This is a genomic window from Paenibacillus sp. FSL R5-0744 (assembly GCF_037972555.1).
Taxonomy (GTDB): Bacteria; Bacillota; Bacilli; order Paenibacillales; family Paenibacillaceae; genus Paenibacillus_AQ.
The window spans coordinates 3,654,093-3,678,678 of sequence record NZ_CP150228.1 but is presented as its reverse complement, the minus strand read 5'-3'; the positions used below and the strand labels follow the sequence as shown (position 1 = coordinate 3,678,678).

24 protein-coding genes are annotated in these 24,586 nt (G+C 43.2%); 19 read left to right on the top strand and 5 right to left on the bottom strand.

Annotation, left to right across the window (positions count from 1 at the left end; genetic code table 11):
- The first annotated feature begins 7 nt into the window (after positions 1 to 7).
- From MKY19_RS16030 to MKY19_RS16005, 6 genes are all read left to right on the top strand, one after another.
- Positions 8 to 610: a nitroreductase gene (locus MKY19_RS16030; protein ID WP_076283615.1), complete on the top strand. Its 603-nt coding sequence runs from the start codon at positions 8 to 10 to the stop codon at positions 608 to 610.
- 239 nt (positions 611 to 849) lie between these two features.
- The gene (locus tag MKY19_RS16025; protein ID WP_042132222.1) at positions 850 to 1,029 is read left to right on the top strand and encodes a helix-turn-helix transcriptional regulator; all 180 of its coding nucleotides are present in this window, start codon (positions 850 to 852) and stop codon (positions 1,027 to 1,029) included.
- Between the two features lie 2 nt (positions 1,030 to 1,031).
- Complete coding sequence (locus MKY19_RS16020; RefSeq protein WP_339796003.1) at positions 1,032 to 1,505, top strand: DUF6773 family protein; 474 nt, start codon at positions 1,032 to 1,034, stop codon at positions 1,503 to 1,505.
- An 83-nt stretch (positions 1,506 to 1,588) separates the two neighbouring features.
- Positions 1,589 to 2,305, top strand: a complete 717-nt coding sequence (locus MKY19_RS16015; protein ID WP_339271676.1) for an MBL fold metallo-hydrolase — start codon at positions 1,589 to 1,591, stop codon at positions 2,303 to 2,305.
- A 1-nt stretch (position 2,306) separates the two neighbouring features.
- A complete protein-coding gene (locus tag MKY19_RS16010; RefSeq protein ID WP_042188592.1) occupies positions 2,307 to 2,879 on the top strand; it encodes a TetR/AcrR family transcriptional regulator in 573 nt (190 codons plus the stop codon).
- Positions 2,880 to 2,905: 26 nt separating this feature from the next.
- The gene (locus tag MKY19_RS16005) at positions 2,906 to 3,598 is read left to right on the top strand and encodes a hypothetical protein (protein ID WP_042188588.1); all 693 of its coding nucleotides are present in this window, start codon (positions 2,906 to 2,908) and stop codon (positions 3,596 to 3,598) included.
- Positions 3,599 to 3,669: 71 nt separating this feature from the next.
- Here MKY19_RS16005 and MKY19_RS16000 read toward each other — a convergent pair whose 3' ends face one another.
- The 3 genes from MKY19_RS16000 to MKY19_RS15990 form a co-directional block, all read right to left on the bottom strand.
- Positions 3,670 to 3,852 carry a hypothetical protein gene (locus tag MKY19_RS16000; RefSeq protein WP_042128123.1) on the bottom strand — a complete coding sequence of 61 codons (183 nt, stop codon included), beginning with the start codon at positions 3,850 to 3,852 and terminating at the stop codon, positions 3,670 to 3,672.
- Positions 3,853 to 4,073: 221 nt separating this feature from the next.
- The gene (locus MKY19_RS15995; RefSeq protein WP_339796000.1) at positions 4,074 to 5,303 is read right to left on the bottom strand and encodes an aminopeptidase; all 1,230 of its coding nucleotides are present in this window, start codon (positions 5,301 to 5,303) and stop codon (positions 4,074 to 4,076) included.
- Positions 5,304 to 5,353: 50 nt separating this feature from the next.
- Positions 5,354 to 6,586, bottom strand: a complete 1,233-nt coding sequence (locus MKY19_RS15990) for an aminopeptidase (RefSeq protein WP_339795997.1) — start codon at positions 6,584 to 6,586, stop codon at positions 5,354 to 5,356.
- 176 nt (positions 6,587 to 6,762) lie between these two features.
- On the opposite strand from MKY19_RS15990, the gene MKY19_RS15985 reads away from it, so the two are divergent.
- The gene (locus MKY19_RS15985; protein ID WP_042188584.1) at positions 6,763 to 7,038 is read left to right on the top strand and encodes a hypothetical protein; all 276 of its coding nucleotides are present in this window, start codon (positions 6,763 to 6,765) and stop codon (positions 7,036 to 7,038) included.
- 61 nt (positions 7,039 to 7,099) lie between these two features.
- Here the strand turns inward: MKY19_RS15985 and MKY19_RS15980 are convergent, their stop codons facing one another.
- The gene (locus tag MKY19_RS15980) at positions 7,100 to 8,446 is read right to left on the bottom strand and encodes a TrkH family potassium uptake protein (protein ID WP_339795992.1); all 1,347 of its coding nucleotides are present in this window, start codon (positions 8,444 to 8,446) and stop codon (positions 7,100 to 7,102) included.
- Between the two features lie 161 nt (positions 8,447 to 8,607).
- Between MKY19_RS15980 and MKY19_RS15975 the strand changes: the two genes are divergently transcribed.
- The 3 genes from MKY19_RS15975 to MKY19_RS15965 are packed head-to-tail and all read left to right on the top strand — an operon-like array spanning position 8,608 to position 9,973.
- Positions 8,608 to 8,961: a VOC family protein gene (locus MKY19_RS15975; RefSeq protein WP_042193979.1), complete on the top strand. Its 354-nt coding sequence runs from the start codon at positions 8,608 to 8,610 to the stop codon at positions 8,959 to 8,961.
- Positions 8,962 to 8,986: 25 nt separating this feature from the next.
- A complete protein-coding gene (locus MKY19_RS15970; protein ID WP_339795989.1) occupies positions 8,987 to 9,415 on the top strand; it encodes a GNAT family N-acetyltransferase in 429 nt (142 codons plus the stop codon).
- Positions 9,416 to 9,439: 24 nt separating this feature from the next.
- Complete coding sequence (locus tag MKY19_RS15965) at positions 9,440 to 9,973, top strand: GNAT family N-acetyltransferase (protein ID WP_339795986.1); 534 nt, start codon at positions 9,440 to 9,442, stop codon at positions 9,971 to 9,973.
- 36 nt (positions 9,974 to 10,009) lie between these two features.
- Here MKY19_RS15965 and MKY19_RS15960 read toward each other — a convergent pair whose 3' ends face one another.
- Positions 10,010 to 11,335: a hemolysin family protein gene (locus MKY19_RS15960; protein WP_339804348.1), complete on the bottom strand. Its 1,326-nt coding sequence runs from the start codon at positions 11,333 to 11,335 to the stop codon at positions 10,010 to 10,012.
- A 113-nt stretch (positions 11,336 to 11,448) separates the two neighbouring features.
- On the opposite strand from MKY19_RS15960, the gene MKY19_RS15955 reads away from it, so the two are divergent.
- The 9 genes from MKY19_RS15955 to MKY19_RS15915 all read left to right on the top strand — a co-directional run bounded on the left by MKY19_RS15955 (position 11,449) and on the right by MKY19_RS15915 (position 24,569).
- The gene (locus MKY19_RS15955; protein ID WP_339264938.1) at positions 11,449 to 12,216 is read left to right on the top strand and encodes a DUF1836 domain-containing protein; all 768 of its coding nucleotides are present in this window, start codon (positions 11,449 to 11,451) and stop codon (positions 12,214 to 12,216) included.
- Positions 12,217 to 12,298: 82 nt separating this feature from the next.
- Positions 12,299 to 13,510: an MFS transporter gene (locus tag MKY19_RS15950; RefSeq protein WP_143759352.1), complete on the top strand. Its 1,212-nt coding sequence runs from the start codon at positions 12,299 to 12,301 to the stop codon at positions 13,508 to 13,510.
- Between the two features lie 192 nt (positions 13,511 to 13,702).
- Positions 13,703 to 15,307, top strand: a complete 1,605-nt coding sequence (locus MKY19_RS15945) for a TerB N-terminal domain-containing protein (protein WP_339264936.1) — start codon at positions 13,703 to 13,705, stop codon at positions 15,305 to 15,307.
- A gap of 15 nt (positions 15,308 to 15,322) precedes the next feature.
- Positions 15,323 to 16,642 carry an ATP-binding protein gene (locus MKY19_RS15940; protein WP_149647456.1) on the top strand — a complete coding sequence of 440 codons (1,320 nt, stop codon included), beginning with the start codon at positions 15,323 to 15,325 and terminating at the stop codon, positions 16,640 to 16,642.
- The gene (locus MKY19_RS15935; protein WP_339795982.1) at positions 16,639 to 18,837 is read left to right on the top strand and encodes a DEAD/DEAH box helicase; all 2,199 of its coding nucleotides are present in this window, start codon (positions 16,639 to 16,641) and stop codon (positions 18,835 to 18,837) included. The genes MKY19_RS15940 and MKY19_RS15935 overlap by 4 nt, the downstream gene beginning before the upstream one ends.
- 178 nt (positions 18,838 to 19,015) lie before the next feature.
- Positions 19,016 to 20,683: a spore germination protein gene (locus MKY19_RS15930; protein WP_339795980.1), complete on the top strand. Its 1,668-nt coding sequence runs from the start codon at positions 19,016 to 19,018 to the stop codon at positions 20,681 to 20,683.
- A gap of 35 nt (positions 20,684 to 20,718) precedes the next feature.
- Positions 20,719 to 21,822: a GerAB/ArcD/ProY family transporter gene (locus tag MKY19_RS15925; RefSeq protein ID WP_339264930.1), complete on the top strand. Its 1,104-nt coding sequence runs from the start codon at positions 20,719 to 20,721 to the stop codon at positions 21,820 to 21,822.
- A complete protein-coding gene (locus MKY19_RS15920) occupies positions 21,815 to 23,005 on the top strand; it encodes a Ger(x)C family spore germination protein (RefSeq protein ID WP_339795976.1) in 1,191 nt (396 codons plus the stop codon). The genes MKY19_RS15925 and MKY19_RS15920 overlap by 8 nt, the downstream gene beginning before the upstream one ends.
- 190 nt (positions 23,006 to 23,195) lie before the next feature.
- Positions 23,196 to 24,569 carry an extracellular solute-binding protein gene (locus tag MKY19_RS15915; RefSeq protein ID WP_042188568.1) on the top strand — a complete coding sequence of 458 codons (1,374 nt, stop codon included), beginning with the start codon at positions 23,196 to 23,198 and terminating at the stop codon, positions 24,567 to 24,569.
- Positions 24,570 to 24,586 lie beyond the last annotated feature (17 nt).

The window sequence follows — 24,586 nt, the reverse complement described above, 5'->3', positions numbered from 1 at the left end:
GGATCTCATGACACAAACTCAACCGACTCAAAAGAATAGCGTAGCTGAAGTAATAAGAGAAAGACGCTCTATTAAGCTTTTTAAAAAAGATCCACTGCCGCAAGGTCTCTTAGAGGAATTGTTAAATGTAGCTGTATGGGCGCCGAATCATGGGGTACGTGAGCCGTGGAGATTTATTGCTTTTCAAGGTGATGGTACAAAGTTCTTGGCTGAAGCGGCATTTGCTTTTGTGAAACGTGCTTTTTCTGATCCTGAAGTGGCTGCTAAGCGAAAAGAATATATCTCAAATATTCCATTAACGTTAATTGTGGTGATGCCTGAGGATCCTCGGCAGAGAGAGTGGGATGAGGATTTTGCAGCAGCGTCAGCACTTGTGCAGAACTTCCAGCTAGCAGCTTGGGAGCAAGGCGTGGGAACGATTTGGAAGACCGATCCTTATATCAATAATCCTGAATTCCGTAACAAAATTGGTGTGAAGCCAGGAGAGAAGATCATAGCTATGATCCATGCCGGATACCCGGAGACTGTGCCAGACAGCCGTCCACGCACTGATGCTTCTGAACTGCTGAAGATCATTGATAGCTATCCAGAGAACGATGTAGTGGAATAAGCAGAAGGTTTTACGGTATTTGAATAATGAATATTAAAAGAATATATATCCGAAGCATCCGAAGGGGTGCTTTTTTGTTGTAAGTTTAAGCTCCTAATGTCGAATGGTTGATAGGAATATCGCGATAAATGTTTATAGCAATATATAATGTACATAATGAATGATATTGATTACAATTTGGTTAAGTGAATGAATTTAAATAAGGAGGGAAAAGCGTGGGGGAGAACAAGAACATCAAGATGAAACTGGCTCGTATACAAAAAGATCTTTCCCAAGAACAGTTAGCGGAAGTTGTAGGGGTTACAAGACAGACGATTGGTCTGATTGAAGCCGGGAACTATAACCCAACGCTTAAGTTGTGCATAGCTATCTGCAAGGCATTGGATCGATCTTTAAACGATATTTTTTGGGAGGAATAAGGGTGAGCAGGACAAGGATTAAGGATGAGCGGATTATCAGCGAAATTCAGAAGTTTAGTACGCATGGTTTTATGATTGTGTTCGTGGGCTTTATGGTTAGTCTTTTGGTAAAAGTGTTTATTCTGCAATGGGACATTAAGTATTGGTTTGATATGTTTGTGATTGTGATGGCAGGGTGTTTGTATATAACTGTTCGTTCCGTCAAAAATGGAATATATCTGCTACCGAGTAAAGAAGGCGAAGGCGATGTAAGATGGTATAAGAAAATCAATTTAATTGGGGGAGCTGTCAGTACGTTAATATGGGCCGCTTTAATGTTCCTATCTGATTTTAGAGAAGCCGGGGAGTTGGATATTGCTAAAAGTATCATGAGCACCCTTGTGGGTTCCGTTATATTTTTCGTTGGGATAACATGGATTCAGTGGTTCATTATTAAAAGATCTAATAAAAATGCGGACAAAAGTCTAGATGGATAAGAAAACTAATAATTCACTCTTGTAAAACTAATATGATTAGTTTATATTTAAGCTAATACCATTAGTTTTATGGAGGGGTAATGATGAGAGTAACGCGTGAAGGTCATTTATTACAGCTAACTTGGATGCCAAGAGTGTTTCCTGTGAATTGTTACATCATTGAGGAAGAGAATGAGTTGACTTTGATAGATGCGGCAATGCCGTTCAGTGTAAAAGGAATTATAGATACCGCAGCGAAGCTTGATAAAAAGATCACTCGTATTATATTGACGCATGCTCATGACGATCATATAGGTGCACTGGATGAGCTAAAGAGACAGCTTTCAGAGGCTCAGGTGTACATTTCAGAAAGGGATGCAGCATTGCTTAGTGGAGATCGTTCCCTTCGTGAGGGAGAACCTCAGACCCCTATAAAGGGAGGCGTACCCAAGAAGGTAGCAACGAGACCAGATGTATTGCTCTATGATGGGGATACCATTGGTTCATTAACAGCAATTTTAACTCCTGGTCATACTCCTGGATCTATGTCTTTCATGGATACACGAAGCGGCGCTGTTATTGTTGGAGATGCTTTTCAAACCTTCCGGGGAACCGCAGTTTCAGGAACCGTAATTCCTTGGTTTCCGTTTCCGGCTATGGCAACCTGGAGTAAAGATCAAGCATTAAAAAGTGCGATTAAGCTTCTAGAGGCTTCCCCGACTATACTGGCTACTGGCCATGGAGACTTACTTAGAAACCCAGTGCAAACGATGGAGAAAGCTATACACAAAGCACAAATGATTCAAGATAGGAGTAATTAAAATGTCACCTAGAGCAGGATTAGATCGTCGTACGCTAGTTATTGCAGCAGCAGAAATCGCCGATCATGAAGGAATAGAGGCCGTAACCTTAGCCGCATTGGCTAACAAATTAGGTGTTCGTTCTCCGTCTTTATACAATCACATTAACGGGCTACAGGAATTGCGCACACAACTTGCGATTTATGGACTAGGCGAGCTTTCCAATGCAATGAACAACGCAGCTAAAGGCTTTAGTGGAGACGCTGCTGTACAGGCGATGGGGCGAGCGTATGTGGACTTTGCTAGAAGCAGACCTGGATTATACGAGACAACGTTGCGAGCCCCTGAACAGGCAAATACGGAGCTGGAAACGGCAAGTGATCATATTTTGAAGCTTATCATTCATGTGATGAAGGATTATCAATTGGGTGAGGAAGGAGAAATTCATGCAGTACGCGGGTTACGAAGCATTCTGCATGGCTTTGCCTCTTTGGAACAAAAGGGCGGTTTTGGAATGGCGCTTGATACGAATGTAAGCCTATCTCGGCTCATCAGTACTTATATTGCTGGGATCGGAAATATGAAGTCTAAATAATGGAGCACATAGGAGATGATGTTGTGATGTATAAGGGATATGAAGAGGAAAGTGTTATCACCTTTGAGGAAACTGCAGAAATCATTACCAAGATTGGGATTTTGCCGCTTGCCACTCTGATTCCTGAGCACCCATCTTTAAATGGATTAACGAAAGCGGAGAATTGGCATACGGGTTCAGAGCTAGATCCATGGTCATGGCGTGTAAGGTTTCCTTCTGAAGGCCTGGCTGGATACGGTAAATTTGTTAAGAAGAAAGCTATCTTGGTCTCTAGGGAGTGGTTTCCAGCATTTGTGTCAGCTGTAGGAAGTACTAAATCTATAGAACAACGTTATAATGACGGATTGGCCAGCAGAGAAGCAATGACTTTACTGCAAATTATCCGTGAACATCAAGGGATTGATACGCGTATACTTCGTGTTGAAGCTGATATGAAGGCTAAAGAAAAGAAGACGGCTTATGATAATGCGGTTACGGAGCTTCAGGCATCGCTGGACATCGTTATTTCAGGTGTAAAAGAACGCCAAAATGCAGAAGGTGAGAAAAATGGCTGGAGCAGTACCTCGTTTGAGACTGTAAGCCACTGGATGGAAGATAACGGTCTTTCCTCATTTGAAGGCGATAGAGAAGAGGCGATAGCTTGGCTACATTCCAAAATGAATGGTATATGGTCGCCTTCAGCAATAGCCTGGACGAACAAAGCATTTTCATGGAAATAAAAACGGTTAACCACTACTCCCATGAGAGTGATTAACCGTAAGCGTTTTCTAATAAAATCATATCCATCACATTATTGTTCCAACATAGGTGCCAAGTAAGCAATCAGGAAATACAAGAATCCGAAAAACAGCATAACATAGGCGGTATATTTGATTGCATTAGATGCAACAATTCTTGAATCCACCGGTGCTTGAATTTCGAGCTGTTCTTCTTCAACGCTGTCAATTTCATTGGATATTGGGTCTCTCAACATGATAATCCCCTCCTTGGAAATTAGATCCTTAACTGTATTGTGACATATTTGTGAACGGAAATCAACAATAGTGTGAACAAATATTGAACTTTTATTCAAATTTGGGCTATTTATTTTCTGGATATCTAGTATGCAATAAAAAACAACCTGCTTTTGTCCTCGGAAGAGGAACCAAGCAGGTTGTTTGGCATTTTATTTATTCAATAATTTAAGCGAACAATTTAAGCCCAATCTCCATCACGGAAGATAGGTACGGTTGTTCCATCATCCTTAATACCATCAATGCTCATTTCAGGTGAACCCATCATAAAATCAACATGTGTATGGCTTTGGTTCATTCCTTTTGTCTGCAATTGTTCTTTGGTCATTGTCGTACCCTCTTGAAGGGTAAAGGCATATGCTGCACCTAACGCCAAATGGCAGGAGGCATTCTCATCATATAATGTGGTGTAATATAGAATTCCGCTCTCGGAGATCGGGGAGTGGAAAGGCACCAAAGCGACTTCTCCAAGATAAGCAGAGCCTTCATCTAACGCGATAAGGGAAGCAAGCGTTTCTGAACCTTTTTCAGCGGTGAAATCCGTTACTTTGCCGTTCTCAAAGGTAAGAGTGAAATTATCAATAAGATTACCCCCATAGCTTAGCGGTTTAGTGCTGCTTACCTTACCATTCACACCAGACTTCAGCGGGGCAGTAAATACTTCTTCTGTAGGGATATTGGCTAGGAAAGGGACACCTTTGCCATTGACAGCTCCGGCTTGACACCAGATATGGCCTTCTGGTAGTTCAATCGTCAAATCGGTTCCATGTCCTGTATAGTGCAGCTTACGGAACTTATTATCATTCAAGTTAGTACAACGTGCTTTTAGACCATCTAAATGTTGACTCCATGCTTGAATAGGATCAGCCTGATCCGCACGTGTAGCTTTAAAGATAGCATCCCATAGAAAATCAATCTGCTGATCAGGTGATGCTTCAGGGAATACCTTTGCCGCCCACGATGCTGATGGGAATGCTACAATACTCCAGCTTACGTGATTCCCCATTAACAATTCACGATATGGAGCTAACGTTTGTCCAGAGATCCGCTGATTATCTGCAATTCTTCCTGATTCAACACCGTTCAATAGATCTGGATTCGTTGAAGTTATCGATAGAAATGCTGCACCTTTTTTAGCCAGATCTTCCAATTCATCTGCTTGCCATTGTGGTGGTTCCAAAAAGGAATCGGATGGAGCGAGGTCATAACGAGTACGTGTAACAACCTCATCACTATAATTAACCTTGACTAGCTTTGCACCCGCTTCATAAGCTTTACGTACTACAAGACGCACTAGTTCTGCGGAAACGATGTCGGAATTTACAACAAGGGTCTGTCCAGGTTGGATATTAACCCCAATCTTCACTGCCAGCAATGCATAATTCTCCAGTTTTTGCTTGAAATCCAACATAGTTTCTACTCCTTTCAATATCTCTAGTCTTTATTTCATATTTACAGTTATTAGAACGCCCAGTTTCCATTCAGGAATACAGGTTCTTCTGTTCCATCAGCAGTAATCCCGTAAATATTCATCTCCGCAGAACCGATCATGAAATCCACATGGGTAACGCTATTATTCAATCCATGTGCAATCAGTTCATCCGGAGTCATATCTTTACCGCCTTCTAAACAGAAAGCATAAGCCATACCTATAGCTAGGTGATTGGATGCATTCTCATCAAACAAGGTATTGTAATAAAGAATATTGGACTCTGAGATAGGGGACTTATGCGGAACTAATGCAACTTCACCTAGGTATTTTGCTCCTTCATCCATACTAATGAGGTGCTCTAGTGCTTCTTGTCCTTGCTCTGCACTAACACTAACAATTCGTCCGTTCTCAAAAGAAATAGAGAATCCATCGATAATGTTGCCGCCATGGCTAAGAGGTTTGGTACTTCGTACGGTGCCATTTACACCAGTCTTTAGAGGAGCGGTAAATACTTCCTCGGTAGGCATATTGGCTACAAAAGAATGACCTTTCGCATTAATGCTGTCACCTTGTGCCCAAATATGACCTTCTGGAAGCTCGATGCTTAGGTCCGTACCAGGTGCTATGTAATGCAGTTTCTTATATTTTTTTGCGTTGAGTACATTTGCTTTTTGATCTAAGGTGTCGAGATGTTCTTGCCATGCAGCTACTGGATCTTCACGATCAAGACGTACGGTGTGGAAAATAGCTTCCCATAGCTTACTTACACGTTCTTCAGCTGGAACATTCGGGAATACTTTATCCGCCCAAGCCTGACAAGGTACGGCAACAATACTCCAGCTAACTTTGTCGGACATTTGCATTTCACGATATTTGGTGAGTGCGGCTCCCCGTACTTTTTGATAATTTGAAATGCGTACAGGATCAATACCTTTAAGTGCATCAGGATCTTCCGCGATCACGTTAAGAATAGCTGCACCCTTCTCGGCGAGTTCGGTCATTTCACCTGCGTACCAAGTAGGAGGCTCAGTGAACACTTCTGGTGCAGCATGTTCAAACTGCTGGCGTGTAATGCTTGCATCACTCCAGTTCACCTTCACCAAGCTTGCTCCAATCGCATATGCCTTGGCGGTAATCATACGAACGAAATCAGCTGCAAGAATCGGTGCATTCACCACCAGAATTTGCCCTGGTTGAACGTTAACCCCAATTTGCACAGCTAAATCTGCATATTTACTAAGCTTTGCCTCGAAATCAGTCATCGATATTTCCTCCAATTACTAATAGTTTGGTACTTTACAAGTATTGTACTAAATTATTAACCGCCGGATGAAAAAAGTCAATTACATGGAATTTACAGTGTAAATTGAGGAATTACATTCATTTCAATGCTATACTGAAAGGGGAAATGATTTGAGAATGGAAGGAAGATTAGCGGATGAATTTAGAGATCGTAAGTGCTGAAATGAGCCGTAAAGAGGATAAAAGCTATGTAGGGAGGACGATATTTACTCTCGAAAACCATAAGGCTCCATATGAGATTACTTTTTTCAGTACAAGAGGAACGGAATGGGATTACAGCCTAAGCTTTGCTGGTGAGCCTGGAAGTGAAGAGCAGTTCTTAGAAACTGACGCGCTACTTGAAAATGATGACGATGTATACAATCAATTGCTTGATGCCGCACTAGATAAACAAGAGATCGTTGAAGAGTAAAACATACAAGTGTTGATTGATTACCAGCGGCAATATTCATTGCCGCTGGTTACATCTCGCCTTATCCGATTGTAATCTTACCTTCAGGATATCTGTAAAGTTCCTTACTACCCTTAGGTTTGAGTGCATAAGCTAGAGTAAGCGGACCTGTCCGACCCAGAAACATTAGAAAAATAATGAGCACTTTACCCGCCGTAGTCAATTCTGGAGTAAGTCCTATGGAGAGACCAGAAGTCCCGAATGCAGATACGGATTCAAAGAGTACAGCAAGAAAGTCAGCCTTTTCTGTCACAGATAACAACATCGTAGCAATGACCACTAACATTAGAGACATCAATGTCATCGTCACGGCTCTATAGACATTTTCTTTGGCAATCCGATGACGAAACATTACAATATCCTCTTTACCCCTTAGTCTTGCAGAAACCGCAGCCACTAGAACAGCGAACGTAGTAATCTTAATTCCCCCACCAGTAGATCCAGGCGCAGCCCCTATGAACATTAGCAGAATCATTAGAAATTGCGTTGATTCCCGCATCAGTGGAATTTCAATTGTAGTGACGCCACCTGAACGTGGTGTTATCGCTTGTAAAAATGTAGCCATCATCTTTCCACCTGCACTCAAGGGCTTCAGCGTAGAATTAAATTCTAGTAAGAAAAATAGAGCAGCCCCAATGACAATCAATATCATAGAGGTCGAAAGAACAACCTTAGAATGTAGAGTAAGCTTTTTGCGTTTTGGAAAGTCAAAAACATCAGATAGGACGATAAAACCGACCCCTCCAAGAAAGATGAGGATCATTGAGGTGAAATTCACTATAGGATCATTTACAAAACGAGTAAGTCCACTAAAGGGCCCATGAATGTCACCGAATAAATCAAAGCCTGCATTATTAAAAATAGATATGCTGTGAAAAATTCCATAATATACAGCTTTCCCGAAAGGCATATCCATCATAAACCTACCAGCAAACATGATGGCACCTGTGAGCTGAATAACAAGGGAATAGATCAGGACTCTGCGGATCAACTGGACAATACCTTGCATGGAATTCTGGTTCATAGATTCTTGCATAAGAATTCGCTCTTTAAAGGATATTCGTTTATTAAGGACCAAAGTAATCAAGGTGGCCATCGTAATAAAACCCAATCCCCCAAATTGAAATAATACGAGTAGAACAACTTGTCCAAAAGTAGTCAACTGTGTGCCCGTATCAATGACTGCCAGACCTGTAACACAGGTTGCCGATGTAGCCATAAATAATGCATCAATAAAAGAAATATGCCCTTCTACTGAGGCGACCGGCAAACTAAGTAAAAAAGTTCCGGCAGTGATAAGTATTACAAATCCTAGTGATAAGACTTTTGGTGGAGTTAATTTCAATCCACCGAAGTTCAGATTAGCCAATTCAATTCTCCTGTCATACGTGAAATTAGAGTAGTGCACACAAAATTATAACATAACTTGCCAGACCTTCCCTAAGTGGAGGGAGGTAATTGACATATTTTATCGAATTATTCTAGAATAACACCCTATTCTGCAACTTTAAAGAGGAGGCTTTCTTAATGGTGGTAAGTCCGATTCTGAATCAGATTGGTGCAGTTTTTATTCCGGTAAAGGATATTGAGAAATCCAAAGAATGGTATTGCCAATTGCTTGGTTTGCCTTTGGATGGTGAAGTATTATTCGGGCATCTATACGTGATCCCCATGCAAGGACCAGAAATCGTATTAGACAGCAAAATTTACACTTCTGAGTCCGTTCTTAATATCCCCTCTTTTCATCTAAATACCGAGGATATTGATGCTGCTTATGACTATGTGAAAGCAAATGGCGGGGAGATTCTTACGGATATCGAGCATGACCATTGGTTTAATTTTAAAGATCCGAATGGCAATGTTATCATGGTCTGCCGTTGTTAAGAACGATTAAGAAAGGAATAAACAAATGATAAGAGAGGCTGTTCCTGAAGACGCATCGTATATTGAAAACTTATATCGAATGTTGTTGCCTGAGCAGACAGCTATACAAGTGTCACCGGATCGACTGAAGCGGATAGCTGACAATACGGATAGTTTTCTTTATGTGTACGAAGAAGAAGGGACTATTGTTGGGACGCTTCATCTTCATTTATGTATGGATGCTTTATGTGACGATCGACCCTTTGCTGTCATTGAAAGAGTCATCATATCACAAGAGGTGAGAGGGAAAGGATACGGTGCGAAACTAATGAGATACGCTGAGCACGTAGCCACCTCTAGGGGCGCCCTTAAGATCATGCTATCGAGTGCGGTCAGAAGAGAGGATGCACATCAATTTTACGAGCATCTTGGATACAATAGCAGCTCCAGTAAGCTGTTCAAAAAGTACTTATAGCTATTTATGATTGGAAGTGATGATATGATGGTTACACTTAAAGTGCTTATACCAGAGGATGCAGAAGAATTACTTCGATTACAGCATCAGTTGGATCAGGAATCCAAATTTATGTTATTAGAGCCGGATGAACGACAATCCAGTCTAAATCAGGTCAAAGAGATGATCGAAAGCTTCGCTTTAGCAAATACTTCAATCCTTATTGGTGCTGAGGTTGATAACCATTTGATAGGTTTTATGTCGGTTAGAGGTGGAAATGTTAGACGCAATCGCCATAGTGCGTACATAGTCATTGGAGTTCTAAGACAGCATCAAGGTCAGGGGATTGGTACGGGGCTATTCAAAGAACTGGATGTATGGGCTAAGAATACTGAAATTGTCCGGTTAGAGTTAACAGTTATGACCCATAATGAGCTAGCTATGTCGCTATATATCAAAAATGGGTTTGAGATCGAAGGGACGAAAAGAAAATCACTTGTAATTGATGGCCAATGGATAGATGAATATTACATGAGTAAGATTTTGATAAAAGAAAAAAGGATAGAGGATCAGATTTAATCTGATAACTCTATCCTTTTTTTTATGATTAAAAGCTTATGAATTCTCAAGCTCTAACGATTCAGTGTCACCAGTGGTCTCAATGATGACCTCAACCTTGCGTACACGGTATCTGTTCATTTCACGAATGATTAAGGTTACGTTGTCATGTACAATGCTTTTGCCAACGGCCGGATCTGGGATATGACTGTATAACCAGCCTCCAATCGTTGTCACTTCCTCATGTTCGAAATCAAGACCGGTAAGCTCCTTGACCTCAATTAAAGATACCTTACCATCGAACAGATAATTTGTATCGCTTAGTTTCTCAACTTCTCTGCGCTCATCACCGTCAAATTCATCTCGAATTTCACCAACGATTTCTTCCAAAATATCTTCAATCGTGATGAGTCCAGACGTTCCACCATATTCATCAAGCAGCAGGGCGATATGCACCCGCTCCAACTGCATACGTGTTAAAAGGTTCTTAACAGGTGTTACCTCAGATACGGTTAGGACTGGCTGAATCAAGCCTTTGAAATCAAAATCAGGGTTATTGTCATATTGCAAATAAAGCTGTTTCGTATTAATCATTCCGATGATATTATCCTTGCTACCTTCTGCAACCGGGAAGCGAGTATATTGTTCCTTACGAATAATCTCGAAATTTTCTTTCAATGAATGATTGGTGAAAAGACATACCATATCCGTTCGTGGAACCATGATTTCTTTGGCCAACATCTCGTCAAAAGTAAAGATACGGTTGACATAGCCATATTCAGCTTTATTGATTTTTCCACTTTCATAGCTTTCGGATAAGATCAAACGAATCTCATCTTCACTATGAGCGTCTCCATGCTCACTGGCAGGCTTCATCCCGAAAAGGCGAACAAGCAGATTTGCGGAACCATTCATAAACCAAATGAGTGGGTACAAAATTCTGTAGAACCAAATAATCAGCGGTGATGTAATTTGACCGATTTTTTCCGGAATGTTTATAGCTACTGTCTTCGGAGCAAGTTCCCCGACAACGACGTGTAGGAATGTTGCAATGACGAATGCGAATAAGAACGCAAGAGGGTGACTCACACTTGGACTAATATTAGCCCAGTCGAATACCGGAAGGAGCAACTGCTCAAACGCTGGCTCTGCCAGTGCACCAATACCCAGTGCAGTGATTGTAATCCCAAGCTGACAAGCAGATAAGTATCCGTCAAGATTAGCAGACACTCGTTGTACAGCTAGCGCGTTCTTCTTTCCCTCGATCACCATTTGACTGATCTGACTACCTCTAAGTCTCACCAATGCAAATTCCGTTGCTACAAAAAAAGCGGTTAAAATAATCAAAATAGCCACCAACGTCAAACTAAGTCCTATACCCATATAATCTTTACCATCCCTTTCGTTCCTAAAATAGGTTATACTCATATTATGAGTTCTTATGAACTATTCTACGAACTTTTCAGAGAAATATCAAATGGTGGAGGGAAACAGATATGGAATCATTTGCATTGACTCGTGTGGAGATGTCCAGTCTTCTGCTCTCATTGACCGGATTATCAGACCGGAAACCGCTGAATATCCTCCAAGAGGCATGGACTAAATTTCATCTTGATGAAGTACAAAAGGGGACTTCGTTACCCGCTTTTTTATCTACAGATGTTCCACCCATTTTTCAAAAGATCATTAAGGGGCATGATGTAAAAGGCTTTTCACTCGGTGAAATTGCTTCATTAGGCCATCTAATAGAGTATTCCACCTTGACTGTGACTACTATGCAAAATTGGGTGAAGCGTGATTTTAAGGAGTATCTCGGTTCTCCAAGAGAAGGAAAGAAGTATTCAGTTAATCAGGCAGCACTTCTGTTTATGATCGATGATCTCAAATCGGCCCTAAATTTCGAAAGTATTCGTCAGCTATTCCGATTAATGTTCTTAAAGCCAGATCGAGACGATGATGATCTTATAGAACCGGCGAAGTTGTATTACGCATATGCTGGGCTGTTTGAAGAAATCAAGAGCAATCCAACTATACAAACCCAATGTAAAGTAGATCAACTTTTACACAAGGAGTTCTCCTGGAAAGAAGATTCCCTGCTTAGAAGTTCCACAGATCGTGTGATCAATCGGCTGACGCATCTTACGAGATCTCAGAGAGAGTCTGTCCGCAACATACTTCTGATAGCCACGATAGCTGTTCAGACCTGTTATTTTCAATCGCTTGCCAGACAATACTTTAATGCAGCTTTATTTCTTGATTTTTGAACGCTTCAATTTTAATATGTATAAGTGAAACAATCAAAAGTAAGTTTCATAAGATATATGTTGGATATAAGGGGGCTTAGAAGTGAATCAAATGACACTGCTGCGGAATCCGAAGCAAAGGAAATTACTCTTCAGTGCAGGCTTAAGCTGGATGTTCGACGCGATGGATGTCGGGATGATTTCTTTTGTTGTAGCGGCTTTAGCCAAGGATTGGAATCTGGGACCGGAGCAGATAGGTATATTGACAAGTATTAACTCCGTGGGTATGGCTGTGGGTGCTGCGGCAGCAGGGATATTAGCCGATCGTTTTGGACGTAAACCGATACTTTTATGGACACTCCTAATTTTCTCGGCTGCGAGTGGGTTATCGGCTTTTGCAACAGGCTTCGGAATACTCTGTGTACTTAGATTTATCGCTGGCTTTGGACTAGGTGGGGAGCTGCCCGTCGCCTCAACATTAGTGTCTGAAAGTATGCCTGCCCGTGAGAGAGGCCGTGCGGTTGTGCTGTTGGAGAGCTTTTGGGCGGTTGGATGGATCGCTTCTGCTTTAATTGCATTCTTTGTTATTCCTGATTATGGCTGGCGTGTAGCATTCGGTATTGGTGCTGTTCCAGCTCTATACGCTCTATACTTAAGACGTGCTATAGACGATTCACCGAAGTTTGCTGAGATCAAGAAGGCGCCTGTGTCCTTGAAAAAACGTATCACAACAGTATGGTCACCAGAGTATCGTCGTTCTACGATTATGCTGTGGATTTTATGGTTTACTGTAGTGTTTTCGTATTATGGGATGTTTCTATGGCTGCCTACAGTTATGGTACTTAAAGGCTTCAGCTTGGTTAAAAGCTTCGAATACGTGCTTATCATGACGTTAGCTCAGCTGCCGGGTTACTTTACTGCCGCTTACTTCATCGAAAAGTTCGGACGTAAGTTTGTCCTGGTCATCTATATGCTGTTCACTGCCGTTAGTGCGGCATGGTTCGGAAATGCAACTACAGAAGGCATGCTGATGGCGGCCGGGATTTGCTTATCGTTCTTTAATCTCGGAGCATGGGGTGGCATGTACGCTTATACACCAGAGTTGTACCCAACAACTATTCGCTCAACAGGCGCTGGTTTAGCGACTTCCTTTGGCCGGATTGGCGGCATCATCGCTCCTTTGTTAGTAGGGGTGCTGGTAGGTAAATCTATAGCGATTGGCTCGATCTTCATGTTATTTTTTGTAACGATTATTATCGGTGCGTTAGCGGTGCTCTTCCTAGGAAAAGAGACAAAGGGAACGGAGCTCCTGTAAAGGATAATTCTTCATTACATACTTGATGTTAATCTACCAACAATGCTAAAATTTAATAAGAACAAAACGGTTCCTTCACAGTTGTGAACAGGGCCGTTTTTTTTAACATTAGAAACTATATTTTTAGGGCCCCCGCAAAGAAGGCGTTATGCTTGCATTAGTCCTTCTTTTATAAGAACGGAGCGATCGAACATGAGTAAGGATAGGAATCAGCCTCATTTCACGGAATTAGTCTGGGAAAGTACGGAACAAAACGTTCCTATTCCCCCGCGAAATTCATCAGAACCAGCGCTGCCAAAATTATCTACTGCAAATGTAGGGAAGCCTAAAGTGTCGTCTGAACCTTCTTTACAGCTTCAGCTTTGGGATCTGGAGACCGACACGCCGGAGCCTGTGACAACTACCGAAGGTCAGTTTGTAGCTAGAGCGAAGGAGTTGGAACATAGAACCGAGGATTCGGCGCTATTTATTCCTTTTAAGAGTTACTGGCCAACGTATGGTCATATGACGGGCACGCAAAGTAGATGGTATTTTTATTGGCGCAATGAAGTTAGACAGGGTAGATATCCGAAAACGGATCTTTCATATATTTTTCTGCACGTGTATGAGCTTATTAATGGTGTAGGCTGGCAAGATCCTTATGATGGCTATAAGCAGCTCAGTCAAATCTGGGAAGCTTATCGTGAAAATTATAAACGTCTGGATCAATATTTGGGTGGTTGGATCGCGGACTTCTCGTTTGTTCATCATTTGGATGTGCCTCTATCTTTAATCGTTGCTCGTTCACGCGGTCTTGCCGGAGATCTGGCAGAGCTAGAGTTAGAGAGATGTCTTACTGTAGCTCCTGAGCAGTTAACCTTTACGGTATTAACAGCAATGTCGGACTACGATATTAGTAAATCGAAGTTTTATATGGGGGAAGGTAAAGAAGCCCTCGAACGATATATTCCACAGGTAGTGGCATTAATCAACGCTTATGTCAGTAGGAAACATGGCTCGAATTTGGTTGAAATGTTCCCACCAGGCCCCTCAGTAATGCGGGAGCGTTATTTATTTCGTAGCGCCGTATATGATATTTCGCTATATGGTTATTCAGTACTTATACCGGTTGTGCGTATCAGTAAATCTCCACCGATTCGCAGTTTAATTACAAGGCTATTCCGTTTGACTGAGAATAAATTACGGGAACTGCTGGGGTATCGAGGACGGCTCAAAGGGGTTAATGTGGATGCAGATATGGATGACCTTATCACTCGTTTTCTGAAGCGGGAATTTGAGAAAGAGAAACAGGAAGATAAGGGGCCGGCAGTAGTTATTGATCGTGAGAAGCTTGAAAGGCTGCAGAGTGATTCCGAGATTGTACGAACCATGCTTACGGTTGAGGAAATGAATGAGCTGGAAGAACTTGAGGATAGCGGTTTTGAGATTACTAATGAGGAATCCGAGCTTGAAGAAGTAGTAGAAAAAGAAGAATTTGAAGATATTGAAGATGAAATCATTGTACCGCTTCAGTCTCTTGAGCCTGAATTAACTATAGAAGAAATTCAATCTGCTAACGTAGATACGGAGTGGGAGCAGTTCTCTAATGCTTTAAGTCCACTCCAACACAAAGCCCTGATTGCGCTTATGAACGAGGATGGAACACAAACCATTCAGAAGCTAGCGGCTGCAAATGGCACGATGTCAGAACTCTTGATTGATGAGATCAATGATATCGCAATGAACATTCTAGGTGATTTGATCATAGATGGTGAAGAAATTGCAGAAGAATATAAAATTCATCTGCTTAATATTTAATGGGGTGAACTTTGGATGAATGGTTTAAAAATACCCAAACGCATGACGACAGCGCTAGTCAATTCACTGACAGCCGGTGTGGTTCCGCGTATCGGACTAGAGCATATAGCCGTTGGCCGCAGGCCAGAGATTGAAGCGATATTGAGAGATATGGATAATATTGCGGAGGGTGGAGCTGCTTTTAAGCTGATTACCGGCAAATTCGGTAGCGGCAAAAGCTTTCTTTTGCAGATGATCCGTAATTATGCAATGGATCGGGATTTTGTAGTAGCCGATGCGGATCTATCCCCTGAACGAAGATTAGTGGGAACGAAAGGACAAGGTCTTGCTACATATCGAGAGCTGATGAGTCATTTGTCTACCCGGACGCGTCCAGATGGAGGCGCTCTGGAGATTATTTTGCAAAAATGGATCATTACGCTTCAGCAGTCTGTGATGCAAGAGAATGAATATGGCCCTGATCACCCCCAGCTTGGAGACGAGGTAGAGAAACGAATCTATGCTGTAGCCTCCGAAATGCGCGGTTTGGTACATGGATTTGATTTTGCCAAAGTGCTGGCTTCTTATTGGAATGCCCATAAGCTCGCTGACGATGAATTGAAGCAGGATTCCCTTCGCTGGCTAAGAGGTGAGTTCGCTACTCGAACGGAAGCACGAAAAGCACTTGGTGTTGGCGTGATTATTGATGATGATAATTGGTATGATTATATGAAGCTGTGGGCAGAATTCACTTCTGCTATCGGTTATAAGGGACTGCTGCTGTTCATAGACGAAGGCGTCAACCTCTACAAAATCACGAATAGTATCTCGCGTCAGAGTAACTATGAAAAGCTGCTTACGATGTTCAACGATACGATGCAGGGCAAGGCAGAAAGCCTAGGAATTTTTATAGGGGGGACTCCGCAATTTGTGGAGGATGGACGGCGTGGATTATTTAGTTATGAAGCGCTGCGTTCAAGATTAGTTGCAGGAAGATACGGCGCAGCAGGTCTGAACAATTATACAGGGCCTATTATTGCACTGGACATGCTCTCACATGAAGAAATTCTGATCCTTTTGCAAAAACTTAGAGATATCCATGCCCTTCATTATGGTTACGAAGCACAGTTAACACAGGAGCAATTGGTTCATTTTATGGAAGAAGCTGTGGGCAGATTAGGGGCAGACGAGCTCCTGACACCGCGTGAAGTGGTGCGTGATTTCATGGATCTACTTCACACCTTACACCAGCATCCGGAGATCTCTTTCGAGAAGCTAGTGGGCGAACGAACCTCTAAACCTGCTGATACTGAACAAAATGAGTTAGATGGATTCCTCGCGGAGTTTGAATTATGAGTGATAATCCGTTTTATAGGCTGGCTCCCTTTATTAAAGAGTTTATCTATAAGAACCGTTGGGAGACTTTGCGTGAGGCGCAGGTGGATGCCTGTCGTGTGCTGTTTGATACACCGCATCACTTACTGATTGCTTCGGGTACAGCTTCAGGTAAGACAGAGGCGGCTTTTTTTCCAGCGCTTACTGAGCTGTATGAACGTCCTTCCGGTTCGGTTGGTATTCTGTATATCGCTCCGCTGAAAGCATTGATTAACGATCAATTTACAAGGCTGAACGATTTGCTCCGTGAAGGCAATATTCCGGTATGGCACTGGCATGGGGATGTTCCGCAAGCCGATAAGACGAAACTGGTGCAGAATCCTTCCGGCGTGCTACAGATTACCCCTGAATCGCTTGAAGGACTATTGATGAACCGTCCGAATGCTATCCCGGCGCTGTTTCATGATCTCCGATATATTGTCATTGACGAGGTGCATGCCTTTATGGGTGCTGATCGGGGGATTCAGGTTCTGAGTCAGCTGGCGAGAATCTCACGAATGGCGGGCTGTCATCCGCGTAGAATCGGTCTATCGGCTACGCTTAGCGACTATGCTTCGGTAACGGAGTGGCTGGCGGCAGGGACGCGGGAGAGCGTAGAGGTGTCCGCTCCACAGGGCGGGCGTAAGCTCCGTTTAAGTGTGGAGCATTTCTCTTTCCCGGATGCACGGGATGAAGTGCAGGCGGAGCATTTAGAACGCGCGAAGCAGTCTTATTACGATTTCATTTATGATCATACGCATCTTAAGAAAGCGTTGATCTTCACGAATAGCCGCTCGGATGCGGAGACAGCAACCCTTGAGCTGCGGAGAACGGCCGCGAAGCGTGGTGAACGGGATGTTTTTCACGTTCACCATGGCAGCATCTCCGCGATGCTCCGCGAAGAGACGGAAGCCGCGCTGCGGCAAGGCTCCGGACCTGCAGTTGCGGCAGCGACATTGACGCTGGAGCTGGGCATTGATCTAGGAGAGCTGGAGCGGGTGCTCCAGGTCGGCGCTCCTTATAGCTGCGCAAGCTTTGTGCAGCGACTCGGCCGCTCGGGCAGGCGTGGTGACGCCGCATCCGAGATGATCTTTGTCACGCCCGAGGAAGAGGATGAGGAAGCACAGCTTCCGGCACGGATGCCTTGGACGCTGCTTCGAGCGATAGCGGTTATTGAGCTATATGTGCGCGAGAAGTGGGTTGAACCACTGGTGGTGCGCCAGCTGCCAGTCGGGCTGTTATACCATCAGACAATGAGCATATTAAAGAGTATGGGGGAGGCGGAGCCGGAGGATTTAAAGGAGGCTGTACTAAGCTTACCTTCCTTCAATAGCATTGATCCTGCGGACTACGATACCTTCATGACTTATATGCTGGGCATGGGACAAATCGAGAAGATGGATGAAGGCAGCTTGATTATTGGGATGGCGGGGGAGAAGATCGTGAACAACTTCCGCTTCTACGCAGTCTTCAAAGACGATGAAGAGCATGTTGTCTATAACGGGACTGAAGAGATTGGCTCGATCACAACTGTACCACCACCGGGTTACTGTTTTACTCTGGCAGGGAAGCTCTGGAAGGTAGAAGAGGTCGATAATCGACATAAAGCTGTTTATGTAAAAACCTCACGCGGTAAAGTGGATACGTTGTGGCTTGGAGCGGGCGGGGATGTGCATACACGAATTATGACCAAAATACGTGAAGTGTTAGGCGCAACATCCTTGTATCCGTATCTTGCTCCGAGTGCGGCTGCGCGGCTTGAACGAGCTCGTCGTTTAGCTAAGGAAAGTGGAATGCTTGAACGTTCCGTTATGCCGGCAGGTGGAGATTCGATGTTTATCTTACCGTGGGCGGGTAGTCGGCAATTCCGTACACTAGAGCGCCTTCTTAAGAACAATTTGAAGAGCTCACAGGGACTTCGATCTATCGCGCCGATGGAACCTTATTATATGGTGGTTGCAGGCAAATCAGATGCAGAAACGCTGGAAGCGGAGATCATCGCTGAGAGTATGGCTGCCGTTGATCCTTTAACATTATTATCTCCAGATGAAGCACCCTACCTCGGAAAGTATGACGAGTTCATCCCGCATGAGCTGCTGCGCAAAGCTTTTTCTTTGGATGGATTAGATGTTCCAGGGCTGCTAGAAGTACTAAAACAATGGCGGCAACCACAGTAACTATCTTAAATATTTTTAATCGAGACGCCCGCTTATGCGGGCGTCTCTTTATGTTCGGACGCACAGCAACGTGTATCTCCTTGCGCCGATCTAGACTTTCCTCCTATTCCATAAGTTGTATAAAAACAGGGCAGGCAGAGAATAGTATCTAGAAGATTCCTATTAAAGGATGATAACGATGTGGTCTAAAATAGTCTCTTATATTCCAGATTGGACAGTTTTTATGCAGGCAGCCATCACACTGCTCTTTCCCATAGGGGTATATTACCTTTACAAGCATTTGTATTTTTATGTTGGAAGCGGACGCTCCAAGGAGTCAGGAGCTGACTCTCAGGAGGAACATAAGAAGGCAGACAATGAGGGAGTAAAACAGCAGCAGGGTGTGTCTACAGTGTTTACGCAAGATTATGATACCGACCTAGCGGCGATAAGAACGGCCTTGGGGGGGAACAGTGATGTGCATTTTCGTGAATTTTCAGTCAAAGGTATCCAGGCACGTGCCGCATTGGTCTATGTGGAGGGCATGCAGGATGAAGAGCTAATCAATCAACAGGTGCTGCAAAATCTGATGTTTGCCGGTGAAATGCAAGCATCGGAAGGAATATACACCTATATGAAACAGACTATGCTCCCGCTGGCTCAGCTTAGTGATGCTAGAGATTTGGACCATCTGCAGGAGTCTGTCCTGTTTGGATACACTGCACTGATTGTCGAAGGCATGCGTGAGATGCTTCTGGTGGGCTTTCCACATGGAGCAGTGCGCGCAATTACTGAGCCAACCTCGGAAGCTTTACTGCGGGGACCTCGGATTGGCTTTACCGAAGTACTCAGTGAGAATACCTCTATGCTTCGGCGTCAAGGGCTCAATAAGAATCTGGAAATGAAAAGGGTTGAAGTGGGTAGCGAAATTAAGAAGAGTCTAGTTATCGCTTATATGAAAAACATTGTAAATCCTGATCTGCTACAGGAAGTGAATGAACGGATCTCCAAAATTGATATGGATTTTATTCTGGAATCTGGCTATGTGGAGCAGCTAATCGAGGATGATTATTTAAGTCCATTTCAGCAAACACAGAATACAGAAAGACCCGATCGAGTGATTGCCTCTTTATTAGAGGGGAGAATTGCAATTTTGCTGGACGGCACACCGTTTGCACTCATTGTTCCAGTGACGTTCAGTATGCTTTTACAGTCTCCCGAGGATTATTATGAGCGCTGGTTTCCTGGTACACTTTTACGGGTGTTACGGTTTTGCGCAGCATTTCTGGCGCTGTTAGCCCCTGCGCTTTATATTTCCTTTATCTCCTTTCATCCGGGACTAATTCCTACTCAGCTGGCCATTTCCATAATTGAAGCACGCCAAGGTGTACCCTTTCCTGCTTTAATTGAAGTACTGATTCTGGAGATTTCCATTGAGATCTTACGTGAAGCTGGAATTCGTCTGCCGAAGCCCATAGGTCCGGCAATGGGGATTGTCGGAGGTCTGATCATTGGAGATGCCGCGGTACAGGCCGGTATTGTAAGTCCCTTTCTAGTAATTGTCGTAGCCGTGACAGCGATCTCTTCGTTTTCCATACCGATGTACAGTGCTGGAATTACCCTCCGGATCTTACGATTCGCAGGCATGTTATTTGCAGCGGTTCTGGGCATGTACGGAACCATCCTGTTCTTCCTGCTGATTTGCAGTCATCTGACTCGCCTTTCAAGCTTCGGGGTGCCTTACATCACACCTATCTCGCCCTTTCGGGTAAGTGACTGGAAGGATTTATTTATCCGTGCACCGTTATCCATTATGAAGCGAAGACCGGAGATGCTGAAGACCCAGAAGAAAAATCGCAAATCCTAGAGAATGTATTCTTGCAGGAGCAGGGGGAGACCACAGTGTTCAAACGTACGGATGACAAGATCACAACTTCGCAAGCTGCCATAGTATTGACCAATTCGATGCTGGGTGCCGGAATTTTAACCTTGCCAAGAGATCTTGTCAAGGCTGTACAGACTCCTGATGCTTGGGTTTCTGTGGTGCTGGGTGGTGTCGTCGTGTTTATGGTAATTATGATTATGGTGAAGCTAAGTCAGCAATTTCCTGGTAAGACTGTCTTTCAGTATTCCAAAAGAATCGTAGGGAATCTCCCAGGCGGTGTACTGAGTTCCCTTCTGATTCTATATTTCATAGTGGTTGCGGGCTTCGAAATCCGAGTACTGGCGGAAGTAACGTTGTTCTTTCTTCTGGAAGGGACTCCAATTTGGGCGATTGTGATGCCGTTCATCTGGGTAGGCACCTATTTGGTGTATGGGGGGATTAATTCCATTGCCCGTGTGTTTCAAATTGTGTTTCCGATCAGTATCTTTATCCTGATTATTTGTTTTATCTTAAGCTCCAGAATATTTGATATCCATCATTTACGCCCTTTTATGAGTGAAGGCCTGATGCCGGTCATTCGGGGGATGAAGTCGGGCATCCTGATCTTTACTGGATGTGAGGTTGTTATGATCATGACGGCCTTTATGGAGCATCCGCAGGAAGCGGTGAAAGGGATGATGGTCGGATTCTGTATCCCGTTGGTACTGTATTTGGTAACTGTTGTGATGGTTATTGGAGGTCTGTCCATCAATTCTGTAATCACCAGTACCTGGCCTACGATAGATTTGGTACGAAGCTTGGAAATTTCAGGATTCTTTTTTGAGCGATTTGAATTTCCTTTGTTAGTCATATGGCTGATGCAGATGTTCTGCAATTTTTGCAGTTTTTTCTTTAATGCGTCACTTGGAATCTCGCAAGTGTTTAATCTGAAGATCCATCCGGTTATGTTCGCCCTAATGCCTGTAATTTTCATCTGCACGATGATTCCTCAACGCATCAACGATGTCTTCAGTCTTGGTGAATCGATTGGCTATATGGGTGTGCTGATTTTTATGTTGTTGCCACTGTTATTGTCGATCGTATTACTGATCAGGAAGAAAGGACTCAAGCAGAATGTTTAGACAAAGGGTAATACACTTACTAATAATATTCATGATTCTGCTTACGCAGCCTGGTTGTTGGAGCAGTAAAGAGATTGAAGACCTGAGTGTTATTACAGGATTGGCGCTTGATAAGGGGGAACCTAGAACGCTCGAACGGGAATTTGAGGAGCGTGGAGGGAGCTACCCAAAGCATAATAAACTTACGGCAACCGTACAAATTGTGCCTGAAAGAACAATCGGGAACTCCGGTAAAGAAGGCGAAAAAACCAAAACCCATTTTTACAATATTTCAGAAACAGGGGATTCTCTGCTTGAAATATTCCGTCAGTTCTCCATTCGCAAGAACCGTCCGATTATAGGCCATCACCTTAAGGTTATCGTCATATCAGAGGATCTAGTGCAAAAGGCGAAGATCAGACAGTTAATGGATTTTGTACTCCGAGATAACGATATCCGTCCAAGTTGTCTCATATTTCTTAGCCAGGGGCTCGCGTCCGATTCGCTTATGACGACTGAGGAGGAGATTCCTTCCTTCCGGCTGGTGGAGATGGTCCGTAACAATTTCAGAACCAGTAAAGTTATGAAGGGCATAACGTTATCGAATCTAGATGCGCTGATGTACTCCAAGCAAAGCTTTGTGTTGCAGAACGTTATACAGGCGCAAGGTGAGATCAAATTTTCCGGAGCTGGTATTATCAAGGGGGATACAGGACATTGGATCGGAAATCTCGACCAAAATGACGTGGAGAGTATTGCCTGGATCAAGGGGGATATAAGAGGAGGAAGCCTCAAAGCATATGATCAGTCGAACGACTCGATTACTTATGAGATTAAATCCGTTAAGAGCAAGATTACGCTGAAAGAGACCGATGATAAGAAGATATCCTTTCATGTTGCAATTGAGTCCACTGGACGACTAATAGAGGATTGGAATGTTGATGCGCATTCCTCGGATGTTGATTATTTCAAAGAACTAGAGAAGATATTCGAAGAAAAACTAACCCAACAAATCAATGCTCTTATCAACAAAATGCAATCCACTTACAAAGTGGATGTAGCAGGATTCGGAGATTGGTTTAGCATTAAAAAGCCTCATGTCTGGAAACAGATTAAGGATCATTGGGACGAGGAATTTACTCGGATTCCAGTGACCTTTGATCTAAAGCTTAAGATTACCGATTTTGGTACAACATCTGATTGAACGAATTTCCAGACAGAATATCGAAAATATTGTTAATCGAAGCACCCCAATTAGCGGGTGTTTCGTTATGTTCGGACATATATTGTATTTTTCTAGAAAAAACAAACCATATATCTTAAATTTGACACCTTGTTGAAAGCGCTTAACAGTACAATAATAAGCCTATAACGAAAATAGGGGGCGTCAAACAATGGTCAGCAAAAAAATGAAGGCAACTTCAACAATTGCGTTATCAGCAGCTTTGGTTTTAAGTATGGCAGCGTGTGGAAATTCAAACAACAACGAGAGTAAAGGCGCTACAGAGTCGAAAGGAAATACAGCTACGAATGCTCCAGATGCCGGAACTACAAAAACCGAAAGCGGTAAGAAGGTCACGATTACTTTTCAAAATATTTACCCGGATCCAGCAACACCTTCTTATAAGATGCTTCATGAATTAGTTGACCAATATGAAAAAGAAAACCCTAACATTCACATCGAACTGGATACTTTAAATACGGACCAGCAAAAGGTCAAATTGAAAACACAAGCCGCTTCCAAAGAAATTCCTGATATTACGATTGTTAACCCGGCTGCACAAATGAAACCATTCGTTGATGCAAAGCTGTTTGCTCCTCTGAATGACATGCTGGATCAAAATGGACTGAAAGACACTTATCAATCCGGTCTACTTGATTACTACAGCTTCGATGGTAATGTTTATGCACTGCCAGATGGTAATAACATCGAGGTAGTCTACTATAATAAAGAACTCTTCGAGCAAGCGGGCATCGCAGACACTCCTAAAACATTCGATGAACTACTCCAAGATGTAAAAACCTTGAAAGCAAAAGGCATTACGCCAATCGCGATCGGTGAAAAAGATTCATGGACGGGTTCATTCTTGTTCATGAATATCCTGCTTCGCACCAATGGAGGCCCTGGTTTCCTTCAAGATGTACTTGATGGCAAAAAAACATTTGAAGATCCTGCTTTCGTAGAAGCTGTAGATCGTTTCCAAGACCTCGTGCAAGCAGGTGCATTCCCAGATGGAGCAACTTCCATCGATGCTAATGCAGGTGGTAATATCTTCAAATCCGGTAAAGCCGCTATGTGGGTTATCGGTTCATGGGAAACGGGTGCAATTGACGCTTCCTCAGTTGCTGGTAAAGCAGGAGCCTTTCAATTCCCAAGTGTTAATGGTAAAGGGGATCCAAATGAATTCATGCTCGCACCAGGTAGCGCCTTTGCGATTTCTGCAAACAGTGAGCATTTACAAGAAACGAAAGATTTCTTGAATTTCTTCACACTGAATCTTCCTAAAAAACAATTTGAACTTAAAAATGCTGTAGGGATTGGTCAAAAAGTGGATGGAGACCTGAAAGGCGCAGGATATTCTGATCTGGCGATCAACATTTCAGGATTGTTCAATCAGGTTAAAGGTGGCGACTTGGCCTTTGACAACACCATGAACCCAGCTACGGCACAAGTCCATCTAAGCAGTATCCAAAATCTTTTTGTTCAAAAAGTGGATTCCGCTCAAGTAGCTAAAGAACATCAAACCGCATTTGAAGCTAATAAATAAGAAGGTTTTGAAAACGC